Raw genomic sequence first — 15,925 nt, forward strand, 5'->3', positions numbered from 1 at the left:
GCGATCAATTGAAGATAGTAGGGACTGCGGGGTCTCCAGGGGAGAGGCTGTGGGCCATCGCCGGCAATTCGGCCAGCGTCGCCCGATGCCGCTCCCGCGCGCTCTCCAGGGGCTCACGGCCGACGACCTGCCCGTCGCGGACGAGTTCGGCGAGTAAGGGCCGGTCAGCGGCATCCGCGCCCTGCGCGCCCTGCTGGCGGGGCTCGCCGGTGACGACGACCTCGGCGGTCGCCGTGCCGCCGCTGGTCCTGCGGTAGGCCCACTTGCGGCCGCCCTTGCTCGGCTTGCCGACCGACCGTTTGGCGACCGGCTGCAGCCGTCCGGAGGCGTCCTCGCGGGCGACGAGCTTGTAGACCAGGTTGGCGGTCGGATGGCCGGAGCCGGTGACGAGCGCGGTGCCCACGCCGTACCCGTCGACGGGGGCGGAGGCGAGGGCGGCGATGGCGAACTCGTCCAGGTCGCCGGTGACGATGATCCGGGTGCGGCTCGCGCCGTACGCGTCGAGTGCCCGCCGCACCTCAAGCGCCGCCACCCCCAGGTCGCCCGAGTCGATCCGGACCGCCCCCAGTTCGGGCCCGGCCAGCTCCACCGCCGTCCGTACGGCTTTGGCCACGTCATAGGTGTCCACGAGCAGGGTCGTGCCCACCCCGAGGGACTCCAGCTGGACCCGGAAGGCGTCCTCCTCGGAGTCGTGGAGCAGGATGAACGCGTGTGCGGCGGTGCCCGCGGTGGGCACGCCGTACCGCTGACCGGCCATGAGGTTGGAGGTCGAGGAGAAGCCGCACAGGTAGGCCGACCTGGCCGCGGCGACGGCGGCCAGTTCGTGGGTGCGGCGCGAGCCCATCTCGATCAGCGGCCGGACACCCGCGGCATGGGCCATCCTGGAGGCGGCGGAGGCGATGGCGCAGTCGTGGTTGAGGATCGACAGCACCACGGTCTCCAGCAGCACGGCCTCGGCGAACGTGCCCTCCACCACCATGATCGGGGAGCCGGGGAAGTAGGCCTCGCCTTCGCGATAGCCGTACACATTTCCGGAGAATCGGTAATCGGCGAGAAACGCCAGGGTCGGCTCGTCGACCACGCGGGCGGCGCGGAGAAACTCGATGTCGGCGGGCTCGAAGCGGAAGTCCTCCAGCGCGTCGAGCACTCTGGCGGTCCCCGAGACCACCCCATACCGCCGCCCTCCGGGCAGCCGCCGGGCGAAGACCTCGAAGACGGCCTGCCGATGCGCCGCCCCGCCGGCCAGGGCGGCCTGGAGCATCGTCAGCTCATAATGATCAGTGAGCAGGGCGGATCCCATGGTCGTTCGCACGAGGTGAAGACTACGACCGCGGTGGTGCAGGATGGTGATGTGGGTAGCACCGCTCCAGCCGAGGTCGAGCGTCCGTCGTCGGACGTCCGGCCCGACGTGCCATGGCTGACGATCGTGTGGAACGACCCGGTCAACCTGATGTCGTACGTGACCTACGTCTTCCAGACGGTGTTCGGCTATCCGCGCGGGAAGGCGGAGAAGCTGATGATGGACGTGCACCACAAGGGCAAGGCCGTGGTCGCGAGCGGCACCCGGGAGGAGATGGAGCGTGACGTCCAGATCCTCCACTCCTACGGCCTGTGGGCCACCGTCCAGCAGGACTCCTGACCGGGGAGCAGGGCTGTCTGAATGAGCACGGGTTTCAGGGCGACGCGTAAGGGCGTCTCCGTTCATCTCGACGCGGGAGAGGTCTCCATCCTGCGGTCGTTGGTTTCGCAGATCCTCGGCCTCGTGGAGCCGGGGGCCACGGGCGACGACCCGCTGGAGCGCGCCCTCGGCATCGGGTCCCCCGAGGCCCCGTCGGATCCCGTACTGGCCCGGCTGTTCCCGCCGGCGTACGCGGACGACGACAAGGCGGCGGGGGAGTTCCGCCGCTACACCGAGGCGACGCTGCGCGACGCCAAGCGGGCCGACGCCACGACGCTGCTGGAGACCGCCGAGCCGGGGAAGCTGGAGCTGTCGCCCGAGCAGGGCCAGGCGTGGCTGCGGGCCATCAACGACGTGCGGCTCGCGCTCGGCGTACGGCTGGACGTGACCGAGGAGATCCACGAGGAGATCGCCTCGATGCCGGAGGACGACCCGCGCTACCCGGCCCTCGTGACCTACGACTGGCTGACCTATCTCCAGGACACCCTCGTCCGCGCGCTTTGGTAGTTTTCACGCATGCTGACGATCGCACGCGAGCTGGTGGACAAGATCGTGGCCCATGCCCGCGCGGACCATCCCGACGAGGCATGCGGCGTGGTGGCGGGGCCGGCCGGATCCGACCGCCCGGAGCGGTTCATCCAGATGGAGAACGCCGAGCGTTCCCCGACGTTCTACCGGTTCGACTCGCGCGAGCAGCTCAAGGTGTGGCGTGAGATGGACGACCGGGACGAGGCGCCCGTGGTGATCTACCACTCGCACACCGCGACCGAGGCGTACCCGTCGCGCACGGACGTCACCTACGCCTCGGAGCCGGACACCCATTACGTCCTGGTCTCCACGGCCACCGACGAGCCCGAGTTCCGGTCGTACCGGATCCTCGACGGGGTCGTCACCGAGGAGGAAGTCAAGATCGTCGAGGCGTACGGCTAAACTGGCGGTATGCCTTACGACGACGCTCGCCCGGTGTCGTTTCCGGCTGTCCTCTCACGCCGGGTCACCCCCGGATCTCCTGTGCAGAAGTTCCTCTTCGCGCACACTCCATCTGTCGTCGTCTACGACTGTCGCTGAGAGTTCCTTTCTGGAATCCCGTTCTGGAATCCCCGCCTGCCTGACCATGTTCCAATCAGGTGGGTGCTCATCATGACGACCACTGATCAAGGAGATTGAGCCGCGATGGCCATCGAGGTCCGCATTCCGACCATCCTCCGCAGCTACACAGACGGCGCCAAGGCCGTCGACGCCAAGGGCGCCACGCTCGAAGAGCTCATCGGCGACCTCGACGCGCGCCACCCGGGGCTGAAGGCCCGCCTGGTGGACGACGCCGGGCTGCGCCGCTTCGTCAACGTCTACCTCAACGACGAGGACGTCCGGTTCCTCGGCGGACTGGGCACGCCCGTGGCCGATGGCGACACCGTCACCGTGCTGCCCGCCGTGGCGGGCGGAGCCCGTTAGATGCGTTTCGACTCGTTGATCGACTCGGTCGGCCGGACTCCTCTGGTGGGCCTTCCCCGGCTGTCGCCGTCCGACGAGGTGCGGATCTGGGCGAAGCTGGAGGACCGGAACCCGACCGGGTCGGTCAAGGACCGGCCCGCGCTGTGGATGATCGAGCAGGCGGAGAAGGACGGCCTGCTCACGCCCGGCTGCACGATCCTTGAGCCGACGTCGGGCAACACCGGCATCTCGCTGGCCATGTCGGCCCGGCTCAAGGGATATCGGCTGATCTGCGTCATGCCGGAGAACACCTCCGAGGAGCGCCGCCAGCTCCTCCGGATGTACGGCGCGGAGATCATCTCCTCACCGGCCGCCGGCGGGTCCAACGAGGCGGTCCGGGTGGCCAAGGGCCTGGCGGAGGAGCACCCCGACTGGGTGATGCTGTACCAGTACGGCAACCCGGCCAACTGGCGGTCGCACTACGAGTCCACCGGGCCGGAGATCCTCGACGACCTGCCGACGGTGACCCACTTCGTGGCCGGCCTCGGCACGACCGGCACGCTCATGGGCGTCGGGCGCTACCTCCGCGAGCGGGTGCCCGGCGTGCAGATCGTCGCCGCCGAGCCCCGGTACGGCGAGCTGGTGTACGGCCTGCGCAACGTGGACGAGGGCTTCATCCCGGAGCTGTACGACGAGTCCGTGCTGACCACGCGGTTCTCGGTGACCTCGGCCGACGCCCTGCGGAGGACGCGCGAGCTGCTGGCGACAGAGGGCATCTTCGCGGGCATCTCGACGGGTTGCGCCCTGCACGCCGCCCTCGGCATCGCCCGCAAGGCCGTACAGGCGGGGGAGCGGGCCGACATCGCGTTCATCGTGGCGGACGGCGGCTGGAAGTACCTGTCCACCGGAGCCTACGAGGGCACCCTCGAAGAAGCCGAAGACCGTCTCGAAGGCCAACTCTGGGCCTGACCGCCCCCCTCCCCCTGGGCGTGATCATGCACGGATTCCCCGGAAGGGCTTGCGAGCTGGCCTTCCCCCGATCGTGATCATGCACTGATTCCCGCGAACCCACCTTGAGCTGGAAGAACAACGATGACGACCATGCACTCTCGCGCTGAGTGCATGGTCGTCATCGTTATTTCGCCAGGTCAGGACTTTGATCCAGGAATGTGTGCATGATCACGACCTGGGTTGTGGCAGTTGGACCGCCTTCCCGGGAATCCGTGCATGATCACAACCTGGGGGTCGCGCGGGTGGGTAGGGGTTAGTTGAAGAGGACCCGGAGGGTGAAGGTCGCCTCCGTGCCGCTGTACTTGCCGCTCAGGCCCACCGCGCGGAGCGCCTCGGCGTTGGCCTTCTCATCGCCCTGGAGGTTCGCCGCGTACAACGGCTCGAGCTTGTCGAGGTCGACGAACAGGGCGTAGGTCGCCGCGTCGGCGTCGGGGATGGCCTGCTTGAAGGTCTCGCTGTCGCCCAGCGTGCCGCCCTTGGCCAGCTTGTCCGCGTACCCCTGCGCGCTCGCCACCACCAGCCGGCCGTCGCCGGGGGCCTTCGCGAGCTGCAGCGGCGTTCCGGAGTCGGCGAGGAACTTCTCGACCTTGCCGAGCACCTCCTGCGCCTTGCCGGGATCCGTCGCCAGGACCGCGCCGACGTTGGGCTGGTCGCCGCCCAGGCCCTGCTGGTCGACCGCGACCGTGAGGCTCTTGCCGAGCAGGGCCACCAGGTCGTCCGGGAGCGCCAGGCCGTAGTTCTGCTGCGCCTGGTCGAGGAACTGGGTGAACGACTGCCCGTCGGAGGTCGACTCGGCGGCCTTCCGGATCTGGGGCCACTGCTTCCGCAGCACGTCGCCGAGGCCAGAGACCGACAGGGCGCCCACGGTCGAGTCGGGCAGCTCACCGATCTTGACGGGCTCCGGCTCGGTGGCGCCGGTGGCGCTCCCGCCACGGGTGATGCCGGTCAGCTCGGCGTAGTCGCCGTCGAACCGGAGAGCACCGGCGAAGCGCGTGTTCTTGATCGGCTCCAGAATCGCGGCGTCGGCGCTCTGGTCCGCCCCGCTCGCCTTGGCGATCTGGCCCAGGTCGGCCCAGAAGGACAGCACGCCCGGCTCGCCGAGAGCCGACAGGTCGTCACTGAAGTCGGCGTTCTGCGTCAGCGGCGCGGCCTTGCCGTACGCGTCGGCCTCGGCCTGCGTCTGCGCCAGGATCGCGTAGCCGTCGCGGAACGTGAGGCCGGGCTGCTTTCCGGTGGCCAGCTTGGCGATGCCCGTCCGCGCCGCCGCCTCGTCCTTGACCTGTACGGCCACCGCGACGCCCGGGTCCGCTCCGGCCTTGGCGGGGGCGAGGACGGCCACGCCGATGCGGTCGCCGAGCCAGGGCTCGACGTCCTTGGCGTAGTCGACCTTCCCGAGGTCGGGGGCGTCCTTGCGCAGCGCCTCGAACACGGCCTTGCGCGGGTCGTCGCCGGTGAAGGAGTCCTTGGTGACGGAGAACTTCCGCGCGATGTTGAACAGGGCCACCTTCTGGTTGGCCGCGGGGTCGAGGTCGAGCCGCACGTAGGCGATGGCGTTGCCGGGCAGAACTTCCTGCGGCTGGGTGCCGCCGCCGCTCAGCTTGGCGACCGCCCACACGCCGCCACCGCCGACCACGCCCACGAGGACGGCGGCGACGAGGGCGACGATCCATCCCCGGCCTCGCTTCGGCGGCGTCGCGGGAGCGCCCGGGTTTCCGTACGCGCCGGGGTTTCCGTACGCGCCCGGGTTGCCGTAGGCGTCAGCGGGCGGCGCCATGCCGTAGCCGAGCTCCTCCGGCTCGTGCCACTGCGGCAGCTGCTGGGTCCGCGGGTTGTCGTGCCCGGCGGGCTGGGCGGACTGGGCGGGGTGGACTGGCTGGACGGGCTGCGGCGTCCGGTACGCGATGGTCCGGTCCGGATCCTGGTCGGGAGGAAACGGGTAGCCGGGGGGAGTGTCGGCAGGCATGGCTCGCTCACAGTCTGATCATCAAGGACATCCCGCAGACTATGCCGCGAAGCTAGCGAACCGCTTGCAATGGACTTGATTGACCCGAGCCGGACAGCCGACCGCCGCACCGCCGACCGCCGCACCGCCGACCGGACACCCGACCGCCGCACCGCCGACCGGACAGCCGGAAAGCCGACCGCCGCACCGCCGAGGCGGCGGCCGTACGGCATCGCTAAAGTACTCGCCAGAACAACGTTCGGGAGTCTTCCCGGCCGGACGGGGCGAGGAGAGCGGTGACCAAGTTCGACGAGGCGACGCAGGCGATCAGGGTCGACGACAGCACGTATGACGTGTGTCTCGACGACGGATATTCGATGAGTGGCCCACTGAACGGCGGTTATCTGCTGGCGACCGTCCTGCGGGCGGCGGTGGGCGCGTCGCCGCACGCGCATCCGGTCTCGACGAGCGCCCAGTTCCTCCGCGCGCCCGTGCCCGGGCCGGCGACCGTGCGAGTCGAGCAGCTCAAAACGGGCCGGACGGCGACGATGATCCGGGCGACGCTCGTCCAGGACGGCCGGCCGTACATCGAAACGCTGGTGACCACGGCCACGCTCGACGAGGCGGCCGTCCCGGACTGGTCCAGTGGGCCGTCCGCGCCGATGCCGGATCCCGCCGGCTGCGTGAAGCTGCCCGAGCCCAAGCCCGAGTCGCGCATGAACTTCAGCACCCAGATAGAGCTGCTGTTCGACCCGCCGACGATCGGATGGCTGTCCGGCGAGCCGACCGGGCGGCCGGAGTCGCGGGCGTACTTCAGGATGGCCGAGCCGCAGGATCCCGACCCGTACGTGCTCGCGTTCGCCGTGGACGCGCTGCCGCCCGTGGTGTTCTCGGCGGGCGCCAGAGGGTGGGCCCCCACTGTGGAGCTGACCTGGCATCTGCGTGCGTTGCCGGCGCCGGGCTGGCTGACCCTCCTCGGAAGCGGGCGGCTGATCAGCGACGGCTGGTTCGACGAGGACGTCGAAGTGTGGGACTCCGCGGGCCGTCTGGTGGCCCAATCGCGGCAGATCGCCCGGGTGGGGCGTGGTTAGCAAGCTTTCGCATGAAACAGGGCTAAGGGTGAGTCTGATGTGAGGATTCTTACCGTGAGTGGCCGCGCGGGCTCCCCTAACCTTGGGAACCGTGACCTTGGAGAGCGTGCCGGACAACAGCAGAGCGATCGGAATCTTTGACAGCGGCGTGGGCGGCCTGACCGTCGCCCGGGCCATCATCGACCAACTTCCCCACGAATCGATCTTCTACGTGGCCGACACGGCGCGTCAGCCGTACGGGCCGAAGGGCATCGCCCAGGTTCGCAGGTACGCCCTGGAGGTGATGGACCACCTCGTCGAGCACGACGTCAAGATGCTGGTGATCGCCTGCAACAGCGCCAGCGCGGCGGTGCTCAGGGACGCCCGGGAGCGGTACGCCGTCCCGGTCGTCGAGGTCATCCAGCCCGCCACCCGGCGGGCCGTACGGGCCACCAGGAACGGGCGGGTCGGCGTGATCGGCACGCGGGCCACGATCGAGTCGATGGCCTACCACGACGCCTTCGCCGCCGCCCCCGACGTGGAGCTGGTCGGCGTCGCGGCCCCCCTGCTCGTCGACTTCGTCGAGCGGGGCGAGACGATGAGCGAAGAGCTCATCGAGGTCATTCGCGGCTATCTCAAACCAATCCAGGACACCGGCTGCGACACCCTCATCCTGGGCTGCACGCACTATCCGCTGCTCGCGGGGGCACTCTCCTACGTCGCGGGGGACGAGGTCACGCTGGTGTCCAGCGCCGACGAGACCGCCAAGGACGTCTATCGCATCCTCCACGACCGGGGGCTGTCGAGCGGGGCCGGAACGCCGCTCCACCGCTTCCGCGCCACCGGGGACACGGCGCTGTTCGCGCAGCTGGGGCAGAGGTTCCTCGGGCCGGAGATCCAGGCGGTCGAGCTCGCGGCAGTCGGTGAGGAATCCGGCATTGGGAGGTCGGTATGAAGTTGACCATCGTCGGGTGCTCGGGCAGCTTTCCCGGCCCGGACAGCCCATCCTCCTGCTACCTGCTGGAAGCGGAGGGCTTCCGGTTGCTGCTCGACTTCGGCAACGGGTCGCTGGGGGCGCTCCAGCGGCACGCCGGACTGTATGACGTGGACGCGATCTGCCTGTCCCATCTGCACGCCGACCACTGCCTCGACATCTGCGCCTACCACGTGGTGCGCACCTACACACCTGTCGGTCCCCTGCCGAAGGTGCCCGTCCACGCGCCCAGCGGCGCCCCGCGCAGGCTCAACGCGGCGTACGGCATGCCCGACGAGCCGGTCCTGGAGAAGTCCTTCGACTTCGTGACGCTGTCGCCCGGCATGCGTGAGATCGGCCCCTTCCAGGTGACCGCCGCGCTGATGAACCATCCCATCGAGACGTACGGCTTCCGCGTCTCCCACGGCGGCCGCTCCGTGGCCTATTCGGCGGACACGGGCGAGTCGGCCGAGCTGGTCAAGCTGGCCCACGACGCCGACGTGCTGCTGTGCGAGGCCGCCCACATCGACGAACCGGGCCTTCCCGCCAATCTCCACCTGAACGGCCGGCAGGCCGCCCAATACGCCGGCCAGGCCAGGGTCGGAACCTTGGTTCTCACCCATCTCGTCCCGTGGTACGACCAGGCGCGGATTCTCGACGACGCGTCGCGCGGCGACTTCGACGGCCCGGTTGAACTGGCCAGAAGCGGCGCGGTCTACGACCTCGGCTGAACACCCTGGTACGGCAGCCGCACTGCGTGATCTGATCACGTTGCTACCTCGCCCTGCTCGCCGGCGTCCTCGGCATCCACCCCATCACCCTGGTGAAACGGACTAAATTCGCCGGCGGCGACTGATACTGGTTATGCCGCCGCCCGCACCGCCGCTGTCTGTCGTAGCGTTCTCGCCAAGGGCCAACTGTTGGGCGAGGCACGGACGGAGGGCTGTTGTCGGGCGCGGATGACGACGATGTGGTTGTGGCCGCTGCGCGATCGGGCGACGAGTCCGCGTTCGCAGCGCTCGTCGAGCGTCATCGGGGCGAGTTGCGGGCGCACTGCTACCGGATGCTGGGCTCGTTCGACGAGTCGGAGGATCTGGTACAGGAGACGTTCCTGCGCGCCTGGAGAAGCCTCCGTGGCTTCGAGGGCCGCTCGACGTTCCGCGCCTGGCTGTACCGGATCGCGACGAACGCGTGCCTCGACGCCATCGACGGGCGGGTACGCCGAGTGCTCCCACACCACGTGGCGGCGCCGTCGGATCCGAGCGCTGCGCTGCCGCCCCGTACGGACATCGCGTGGCTGCAGCCGTTTCCGGATCGGCTGTGGGAGCCAGCCGCGCCGAGCGAGGCACAGCCGGACACCGTGGTGGTCGCCAGGGAGACGATCGAACTGGCGTTTCTGGCCGCGATCCAGCATCTGCCGCCCAGGCAGCGTGCGGTGCTGATCCTGCGCGACGTACTCGGCTGGCCGGCCAAGCAGACTGCGGCGCTGCTGGAGGGCAGCGTGGCGTCGGTGAACAGCGCTTTGCAGCGGGCCCGGGAGACGCTGAGGGAGCACCTGCCCGAGCGCCGCCTGGACTGGGCTCCGTCGGCCGAGCCCACCGAGCAGGAGCGGGCAGTGCTGCGGCGGTACATGGACGCGGTTGAACGTGCCGACCTCGCCGCGGTCGCGGCCCTGCTGGCCGAAGACGTTCGGGCGACGATGCCGCCCTACCCGATGTGGTTCCAGGGGCGCGACACCGTCGTGGCGACGCTGGCGGTGAGCTGGGACCCCGGCTCGCCGGGCTATGTGGGCCGGTTCAAAATGGTGCCGACCCGGGCCAACCGGCAGCCGGCGGTGGCGGCCTACGTGCAGGGTCTCGACGAGCCCGCCTACCGCGCCTTCGCGATCGCCGTGCTGCGGATCGAGGACAGCCGCATCATGGAGGTCACCGCCTTCCATGACCCCGGCCTGTTCCCGGCGTTCGCCCTGCCGACGGCGTTGCCTTCGACGCACCGATGAGTTTCCGCGCGGTCCGCCGTCTCGACAGGGGTCAACCGATTGATCTCGACGGAGGCAGGTTATGGCCAAGTTGCAGTACCAGTGCACCATGTCCCTGGACGGCTTCATCGCTGGCCCAGATGGTGACATGTCCTGGTTGGTCGATCACCTCGGGCCCAACCCGACGGTGGACGACATCATGGTCAATACGGGCGCCCTTCTCGTCGGCAACCGCACCTTCGGCGGCGACGATCCGTACAAGGGCACGGACAACGAAGGCGAGCCGTACGGCGGGGGGTGGGATGGGCCACAGTTCATCCTCACCCACCACATCCCGGACATTTCGGTGCCGGGTGTCACCTTCGTCGGTGATCTCGACAGCGGCGTCGCCGCGGCCAAGGCCGCCGCGGGTGACAAGTACGTCGGCGTCCTTGGCGCGGATGTCGCCCGGCAGTGCCTCGACGCGGGTGTGCTCGACGAGATCTTCGTATCCATCGCGCCCGTCCTGCTCGGCGACGGCGTCCGGCTGTTCGACCACCCGGGCGGGAGCAGCGTCAAGCTCGAACGCCTCAGCCTGACCCACGCGCCGCGAGCGACGAACCTCTGGCTACGCGTCGTCCGATGAGCCCTTCGTACTCATGGAGCAAGCGCGCAATCGGCCAAGCAGGCCCCTTCACCAAGATTAGATCGCAAGTGTGGCCGCCGTACCTAGAACGCCCTAGAACGCCTGGGTGAACCGGGAACGCCGTAACGATTTGCACGGCACGGCTTGCGATCCGCTGTGGCGGGTGTCACCATCCACAATGGGGATTTTGAATGCCATGGAAACGGGTTAACGGGGTGGTGACGCCTTCCCGGCTCCGCTCCGGCGCGCTTGGAATCCCTTTCTGGCCTCACCTGGTAATGCGGCAATAGAGATGCCACAGGCACCGTGTCCCGCCCCGGAGTGCGATCGTGGAACTGCTTGGCAGACAGCGCTTCGTCCTGGACGCGGTTGGGCTGGCCGTGGCCGTCGGGCTGTTCGTCTTCTCGCTGCGGGTCGACGGGGCCTTTCAAGAGCTCGTCATCGGAATCGCCACATCATTCGTCTTCGCGGCCATGCTGGACCTCCTCGTGGTCAGCCAGGGCCGCGTCCTGAATCGCGCTCGCATCAAGTTCTTCGGACACGAACTGGCCCGTGAGCAGACCACTCTGGTCTATCCCGACTTCGTGATGCACGAGGACGTGCGGGTCACGCTCAAGACGCACAATCAGCAGATGCTGTTCCAGCGGCCGAATTCACGGTTCCAGGATCTGACGATCCATCGGATCGACATTCCCCGGACGGTGGCGGCCAACGACGTGCAGGCCATGCTCTACGTCGCCGACGCGTTCGAGAGCACGTTGAGCTGCCCCAATGTCATGGTGGTGGACAGCGCCATCATCGACGCCTGCAATCGGAGCTTCATCAGCTTCGGTCTGTCCAGTAACGACTGCACTCATCTCTACGTGCACGAGGACCCGCGGCCGCTGTTCGAAATCGTGGATGACGAGTCCGGGTCCGAGTTCATCAGGCTGCGCACCGGAAAGGAGTACGCCTCCACGGCGAAACGGCAGTACGGGATCATCCTGAGGTATTCGCCCAGTCCGGAGGAGCATCGCGAGCGGCGCTGGATCATCGTGGCGGGCCTCGGCCCGGTCGGGACGACCGCCGCGGGGTGGTACTTATCGCGCCACTGGCGCTCGCTCGCGGCCAAGATCCCGAGATCGAGCAACTTCGTGGCGGTGGTGTCGACCGGCAGCTACACCGACCGGGTGCCCCACCTAGAGGAGATAGTCCTCGACCAGCCGGGGTAATGAGAACCCGTCACCTCAGCACGAGCAGTTCGAGCTCCGATTCCACGGGCGCGCCGACGACCTCCGACTCCGCCGCTTGGCGCAGGCGCTCCAGGCCCGCGGCGAACTCGTCGTCCGGGAGTTTCAGGAGGGTGGTGTTCGCCCGGTGCCGGACCTTCTCATAGAACTCGCGAAGGTCGCGGGCATTGCTCTGACGGACGCTGGAAAACGACTCGGCGGAGTATCCGGCGCGTGAGAACGCCTCGATCACGAATTCCACGGACGGGAAAGAGTCAACAATCCGGGCGGCCGTGGGGAAGAACCTGTATAAAGCGATCTTTGACTGCCGGCCCGGGTAGGTGCCGCGGATCAGAACCGGCGCTCCCGCGTGGGTGACGCGGCGCAACTCCCTGGCGCAGCCGGCGAGGTCGGTCACGTGATGAATCATCGTCGAGAGCCAGGCTCCCGCGCAGCGGCCGTCCGCGAGAGGAATCTCCTCGGCGCGTCCGGCGACATAACTGATCGGCGCCTGGTCGGGCCCAGCGTGCGCGATGGCCTGGCGGAGCATGCTCATGGACGGCTCGACGGCTATTACCCGCTGCCCGAACCAGTCGCTTATCGCGCGGGCGTACAGGCCGGTGCCCGCGCCGAGATCGAGGAGAGGGCCACTGGCCGGGAAATAGGGCGCGAGAGCCGACCGCCAGTTGTCGAGCCCTCCTTCGGGTGCTCCTCGCCCGGACTCGTACGCCGCTGCCACAGGGCCGTTGTAGTCGATTCTCGCCACATCCACTCCTCGCCCTCTTGCCTCATTAGAAGTGAGCAGCGACAGTTTGTCTATATGACCCCATGAGTGCAGCCTTCGACCCTGATGGGCATAACGTGCCAGATGACCTCGTCATCTTTGATCTGGATGACACCCTGCTCGACACCAGCCGGGGACTCCGGGCGGCCAGACGGAGAATTCTCGAAACCGCGTTTCCCGGCTGCGAGCGGGGACAACTCGTCCGCGCGGCCGTGGCCTGGCGCGCGACGACTCTGCTCTACGGCGACGACAGGCTGCACGAGTTGCTCGGGGTCGTCGCCATGGTGGCCGATCTGCCTCTTGACCGGAGCCTGGACTGGGAGGGCCTGCGGGCGGACTACCGGCGATGGCAGGTCGGCTTGACCAGGCCGCGGACGCCTGTCCTCCTGGCCGCTCGCGCCCTGAAAGCCGACGGAAAGGGGCTGGCCATCGTCTCCAATGGAGAGGCCGGCCACCAGTGGGAGAAGATCCGGCGGACCGGCCTCGATTCGCTGGCCGATGCCGAGCTCATCGTGGTCTGTGACGGAAGGACGCTGCCGCTCAAGCCCTCACCGGTCGCGATACATCAGGTGATCCGGGCGGCCGCGGCGCGCCGTGCGGTGCTCGTCGGGGACCGGATGACGGATGTGGTGGCGGCCAGGCTGGCGGGCATCCCGGTGGTTCAGATCAGAAGCAGGGGAGCGGAGGTCGAGCGGGGTGTCCCGTTGCGGAGACTGACCAAGCCCGACATCCTAGCGGACTCCGCGGGCTGCTACGACGCCGTCACCCGAGTGCTGGACGGACGGACATGACCGCCCAGACGCCACGGGAGAAGGCGGAGACGGAGCGACGCCGGCGTGTGGTGCGCGAGCTGACGCACATGCGCGATCACTGGGAATGGCGGAAAGGCTGGCGGTACGGCAGGCGGGCGTACTGGTGGTATATCCCTCTTGGGGGATATGCCGAGGTGGCGCGCTTGTCCGACGTCTCTCACCAGTCGCTGTCTCTGCCGGTTCTGGATCGCCCCGCTGCCCGGAACCTGCACATCAGCGTGCAGCAGGTGGGGTTCTCGGACGAAGTCGAGCGCGCCGAGGTCGATGAGATCGTCGGCAAGGTCCGCGCCCGCCTGGGCGAGTTCGGACCCTTGCCCCTGCGTCTGGGGCCGATGGACCCCGATCCCGAGGCCGTGGTACTGCGGGTGACCCCCTGGCGCGAGATCAGCGCTCTGCGGATCGAGCTACGGAGGGCGATCGAACAGGTCATCGGCGATGACCGGCTCGTCGGCACAGACGACCATTTCTGGCCGCATGTCACGATCGGCTACTGCAACGCGGTGACGCCCACAGCCCCGATTCTCGCCGCATTGGAAGCGCAGCCGTACGAAACGACGGTGGAGATCGTCGTCGGTGAAATCCACATGGTGTCGCTCGGACGGGACCATCGCGAGTGGTGCTGGGATGTCGTCGACACCGTACGACTCGGGCAATGACGCCGAAATCGGATTAGAGGTCGTTATAAGCGCCGATATCCAGCTTCACCAGAACGTCGGCTCGTGGCGCCGTGCCGTTCACGATGGCGAGGTTCGCCATGTCGTTGCGGCCCACCCATTCCTCGGCGCTTTCCGGCGACCGTCCGCCGGTGATCTGGCGCGTGGTCAGCCGCTCCCTCGCGATCTCGGTCTCCACGACCACGAACCAGACTTCGTCGAAGAGCGGGCCGACCTCCGCCCAGCCGCCGTCGCCGACCAGCAGGTAGTTGCCCTCACTGATGATCAGGCGCACTGACGAGGGGATGCGGTTCGAGTCCGGGACGGGTTCGTGCAGCTCACGGCTGTACGACGGGGCGAACCAGTCTCGGTCCGCGTCCTCCCGGGTACGGCGAAGCAGCTCGCGGTAGCCGGCGACGTCGAAGGTCTCAGGGGCGCCTTTCCGGTTGGACAGGCCCCGTGCCGCCAGCTCGGCGTTGCTGAGATGAAAACCGTCCATCGGAACCTGGGCGACGAGCGGAGGCTCCGCGCCGTGCCGCTCCGCCAGGGTGGACTCCAGCCACCCCGCGAGGGTGCTCTTTCCCGCCCCGGGAGGCCCCGTTATTCCGAGCAGATGACGCCCATCAATGGCGAGCAGATTCTCTGCCCGGTCGAGCAGCTGATCGAGGCTTTTCACCACGATCGCGTCCCCTTGCGGCGGAATGTCTATCACAAGTCATCCGATCTGAAACACCTCAAAGACGAGGTGAGCGGCTCGGGAAAGGACCGGCTGGTACGCGCGTCACAAGCTCGACGACATACCCACGAACGTAACGGAATGATGTACTCGCCGATTCACCCCCGTCAAGCTCCACCGCCCGGTCCCGGACCACCTGCTCGGCGCGACGATGATCGCGGCGGGCTGACTAGAATGAGGCCCGCGTTCGCCCTTGAGGGTGAGCTCGCACAAAGGCAGCGGAAGGAGGAAGGGGAAGTGTGCTTGGGAGAGTGCAGAGCCCCTGACTGAATATGGCTCGTGCAGACGGACGTCGACCCGATCAGCTTCGCCCCGTGACCATCACGCGGAACTGGCTGGCCCATGCCGAGGGCTCCGTGCTCGTGGAGTTCGGCGGCACGAAGGTGCTGTGCGCCGCGACGGTGGAGAGCGGCGTGCCCCGCTGGCGCAAGGGCAGCGGACTGGGGTGGGTGACGGCCGAGTACGCCATGCTGCCCCGCTCCACCAACACGCGCAGTGACAGGGAGTCGGTCCGCGGCAAGATCGGCGGCCGGACCCACGAGATCTCCCGGCTGATCGGCCGGTCCCTGCGGGCGTGCGTGGACTACAAGGCCCTGGGGGAGAACTCGATCCTCCTCGACTGTGACGTGCTCCAGGCCGACGGCGGCACCCGCACGGCCGCCATCACCGGCGCTTACGTCGCCCTCGCGGACGCCGTGGCGTGGATGCGGCAGCGGAAGATGTGCCCCGGCGACCCGCTGATGGACTCCGTCGCCGCCGTCTCCGTCGGAGTCGTCGGCTCCGAGCCGCTGCTCGACCTCTGCTACACCGAGGACGTCAAGGCCGAGACCGACATGAACGTGGTCATGACCGGCAGAGGCGACTTCGTCGAGGTGCAGGGGACCGCCGAGGGCGCCCCCTTCGACCGGGCCACGCTGAACGGCCTGCTCGACCTCGCCGCGGCCGGCTGCGCCGAGCTCACCCGCCTGCAGGCCGAGGCGCTCGCCTGACCCGCCGGACCTCGGACGGCACGGACACGGGCATG

The 15,925-nt window shown here is 68.4% G+C and carries 18 protein-coding genes; 14 read left to right on the plus strand and 4 right to left on the minus strand.

Features of this window, described 5'->3' with window-relative positions:
• Nucleotides 1-4: 4 nt before the first annotated feature.
• Nucleotides 5-1,300: a nicotinate phosphoribosyltransferase gene (locus tag N5079_RS02685; protein WP_261581866.1), complete on the minus strand. Its 1,296-nt coding sequence runs from the start codon at nt 1,298-1,300 to the stop codon at nt 5-7.
• Between the two features lie 51 nt (nt 1,301-1,351).
• On the opposite strand from N5079_RS02685, the gene clpS reads away from it, so the two are divergent.
• The 5 genes from clpS to N5079_RS02710 all read left to right on the plus strand — a co-directional run bounded on the left by clpS (nt 1,352) and on the right by N5079_RS02710 (nt 4,078).
• Complete coding sequence (clpS, locus tag N5079_RS02690) at nt 1,352-1,639, plus strand: ATP-dependent Clp protease adapter ClpS (protein WP_261581689.1); 288 nt, start codon at nt 1,352-1,354, stop codon at nt 1,637-1,639.
• 21 nt (nt 1,640-1,660) lie between these two features.
• Nucleotides 1,661-2,185: a DUF2017 domain-containing protein gene (locus tag N5079_RS02695; protein ID WP_261581690.1), complete on the plus strand. Its 525-nt coding sequence runs from the start codon at nt 1,661-1,663 to the stop codon at nt 2,183-2,185.
• Nucleotides 2,186-2,194: 9 nt separating this feature from the next.
• Complete coding sequence (locus N5079_RS02700) at nt 2,195-2,608, plus strand: M67 family metallopeptidase (RefSeq protein WP_261581691.1); 414 nt, start codon at nt 2,195-2,197, stop codon at nt 2,606-2,608.
• Between the two features lie 243 nt (nt 2,609-2,851).
• The gene (locus N5079_RS02705; protein ID WP_261581692.1) at nt 2,852-3,130 is read left to right on the plus strand and encodes a MoaD/ThiS family protein; all 279 of its coding nucleotides are present in this window, start codon (nt 2,852-2,854) and stop codon (nt 3,128-3,130) included.
• On the plus strand, nt 3,131-4,078 hold the full coding sequence (locus tag N5079_RS02710; RefSeq protein WP_261581693.1) for a PLP-dependent cysteine synthase family protein: 948 nt from the start codon (nt 3,131-3,133) through the stop codon (nt 4,076-4,078).
• A gap of 295 nt (nt 4,079-4,373) precedes the next feature.
• Here the strand turns inward: N5079_RS02710 and N5079_RS02715 are convergent, their stop codons facing one another.
• Complete coding sequence (locus N5079_RS02715) at nt 4,374-6,083, minus strand: DUF3352 domain-containing protein (RefSeq protein ID WP_261581694.1); 1,710 nt, start codon at nt 6,081-6,083, stop codon at nt 4,374-4,376.
• Between the two features lie 275 nt (nt 6,084-6,358).
• On the opposite strand from N5079_RS02715, the gene N5079_RS02720 reads away from it, so the two are divergent.
• From N5079_RS02720 to N5079_RS02745, 6 genes are all read left to right on the plus strand, one after another.
• A complete protein-coding gene (locus tag N5079_RS02720; protein WP_261581695.1) occupies nt 6,359-7,153 on the plus strand; it encodes a thioesterase family protein in 795 nt (264 codons plus the stop codon).
• Between the two features lie 91 nt (nt 7,154-7,244).
• Nucleotides 7,245-8,087 (plus strand): glutamate racemase, encoded by an 843-nt coding sequence (gene murI / locus N5079_RS02725; RefSeq protein ID WP_261581696.1) that lies wholly within the window; start codon nt 7,245-7,247, stop codon nt 8,085-8,087.
• A complete protein-coding gene (locus N5079_RS02730) occupies nt 8,084-8,836 on the plus strand; it encodes an MBL fold metallo-hydrolase (RefSeq protein WP_261581697.1) in 753 nt (250 codons plus the stop codon). Before murI ends, N5079_RS02730 begins: the two co-directional genes overlap by 4 nt.
• 245 nt (nt 8,837-9,081) lie before the next feature.
• Nucleotides 9,082-10,104, plus strand: coding sequence for a sigma-70 family RNA polymerase sigma factor (locus tag N5079_RS02735; protein ID WP_261581698.1), 1,023 nt, complete (start codon nt 9,082-9,084; stop codon nt 10,102-10,104).
• A 61-nt stretch (nt 10,105-10,165) separates the two neighbouring features.
• Nucleotides 10,166-10,708, plus strand: coding sequence for a dihydrofolate reductase family protein (locus N5079_RS02740; RefSeq protein ID WP_261581699.1), 543 nt, complete (start codon nt 10,166-10,168; stop codon nt 10,706-10,708).
• A gap of 329 nt (nt 10,709-11,037) precedes the next feature.
• Nucleotides 11,038-11,919, plus strand: a complete 882-nt coding sequence (locus N5079_RS02745; RefSeq protein ID WP_261581700.1) for a hypothetical protein — start codon at nt 11,038-11,040, stop codon at nt 11,917-11,919.
• A gap of 10 nt (nt 11,920-11,929) precedes the next feature.
• Here N5079_RS02745 and N5079_RS02750 read toward each other — a convergent pair whose 3' ends face one another.
• Nucleotides 11,930-12,682, minus strand: a complete 753-nt coding sequence (locus N5079_RS02750; protein ID WP_261581701.1) for a class I SAM-dependent methyltransferase — start codon at nt 12,680-12,682, stop codon at nt 11,930-11,932.
• A gap of 95 nt (nt 12,683-12,777) precedes the next feature.
• Here N5079_RS02750 and N5079_RS02755 point away from each other — a divergent pair, with 95 nt between their 5' ends.
• Nucleotides 12,778-13,491 carry an HAD family hydrolase gene (locus N5079_RS02755; protein WP_261581702.1) on the plus strand — a complete coding sequence of 238 codons (714 nt, stop codon included), beginning with the start codon at nt 12,778-12,780 and terminating at the stop codon, nt 13,489-13,491.
• On the plus strand, nt 13,488-14,168 hold the full coding sequence (locus N5079_RS02760) for a 2'-5' RNA ligase family protein (RefSeq protein ID WP_261581703.1): 681 nt from the start codon (nt 13,488-13,490) through the stop codon (nt 14,166-14,168). The genes N5079_RS02755 and N5079_RS02760 overlap by 4 nt, the downstream gene beginning before the upstream one ends.
• A gap of 13 nt (nt 14,169-14,181) precedes the next feature.
• Here the strand turns inward: N5079_RS02760 and N5079_RS02765 are convergent, their stop codons facing one another.
• On the minus strand, nt 14,182-14,841 hold the full coding sequence (locus N5079_RS02765; RefSeq protein WP_261581704.1) for a nucleoside/nucleotide kinase family protein: 660 nt from the start codon (nt 14,839-14,841) through the stop codon (nt 14,182-14,184).
• Nucleotides 14,842-15,173: 332 nt separating this feature from the next.
• Between N5079_RS02765 and rph the strand changes: the two genes are divergently transcribed.
• Complete coding sequence (gene rph, locus N5079_RS02770) at nt 15,174-15,890, plus strand: ribonuclease PH (protein ID WP_261581705.1); 717 nt, start codon at nt 15,174-15,176, stop codon at nt 15,888-15,890.
• Nucleotides 15,891-15,925 lie beyond the last annotated feature (35 nt).

The sequence above is a fragment of the Planotetraspora sp. A-T 1434 genome, from assembly GCF_025420585.1.
Taxonomy (GTDB): Bacteria; Actinomycetota; Actinomycetes; order Streptosporangiales; family Streptosporangiaceae; genus JAOEGB01.

Coding starts and splice junctions, on each gene's coding strand:
- N5079_RS02740 (WP_261581699.1), top strand. CDS start 10,166: ATGGCCAAGTTGCAGTACCAGTGCACCATGTCCCTGGACGGCTTCATC.
- rph (WP_261581705.1), top strand. CDS start 15,174: ATGGCTCGTGCAGACGGACGTCGACCCGATCAGCTTCGCCCCGTGACC.
- N5079_RS02730 (WP_261581697.1), top strand. CDS start 8,084: ATGAAGTTGACCATCGTCGGGTGCTCGGGCAGCTTTCCCGGCCCGGAC.
- N5079_RS02760 (WP_261581703.1), top strand. CDS start 13,488: ATGACCGCCCAGACGCCACGGGAGAAGGCGGAGACGGAGCGACGCCGG.
- N5079_RS02685 (WP_261581866.1), bottom strand. CDS start 1,300: ATGGGATCCGCCCTGCTCACTGATCATTATGAGCTGACGATGCTCCAG.
- N5079_RS02715 (WP_261581694.1), bottom strand. CDS start 6,083: ATGCCTGCCGACACTCCCCCCGGCTACCCGTTTCCTCCCGACCAGGAT.
- N5079_RS02705 (WP_261581692.1), top strand. CDS start 2,852: ATGGCCATCGAGGTCCGCATTCCGACCATCCTCCGCAGCTACACAGAC.
- N5079_RS02700 (WP_261581691.1), top strand. CDS start 2,195: ATGCTGACGATCGCACGCGAGCTGGTGGACAAGATCGTGGCCCATGCC.
- N5079_RS02695 (WP_261581690.1), top strand. CDS start 1,661: ATGAGCACGGGTTTCAGGGCGACGCGTAAGGGCGTCTCCGTTCATCTC.
- N5079_RS02710 (WP_261581693.1), top strand. CDS start 3,131: ATGCGTTTCGACTCGTTGATCGACTCGGTCGGCCGGACTCCTCTGGTG.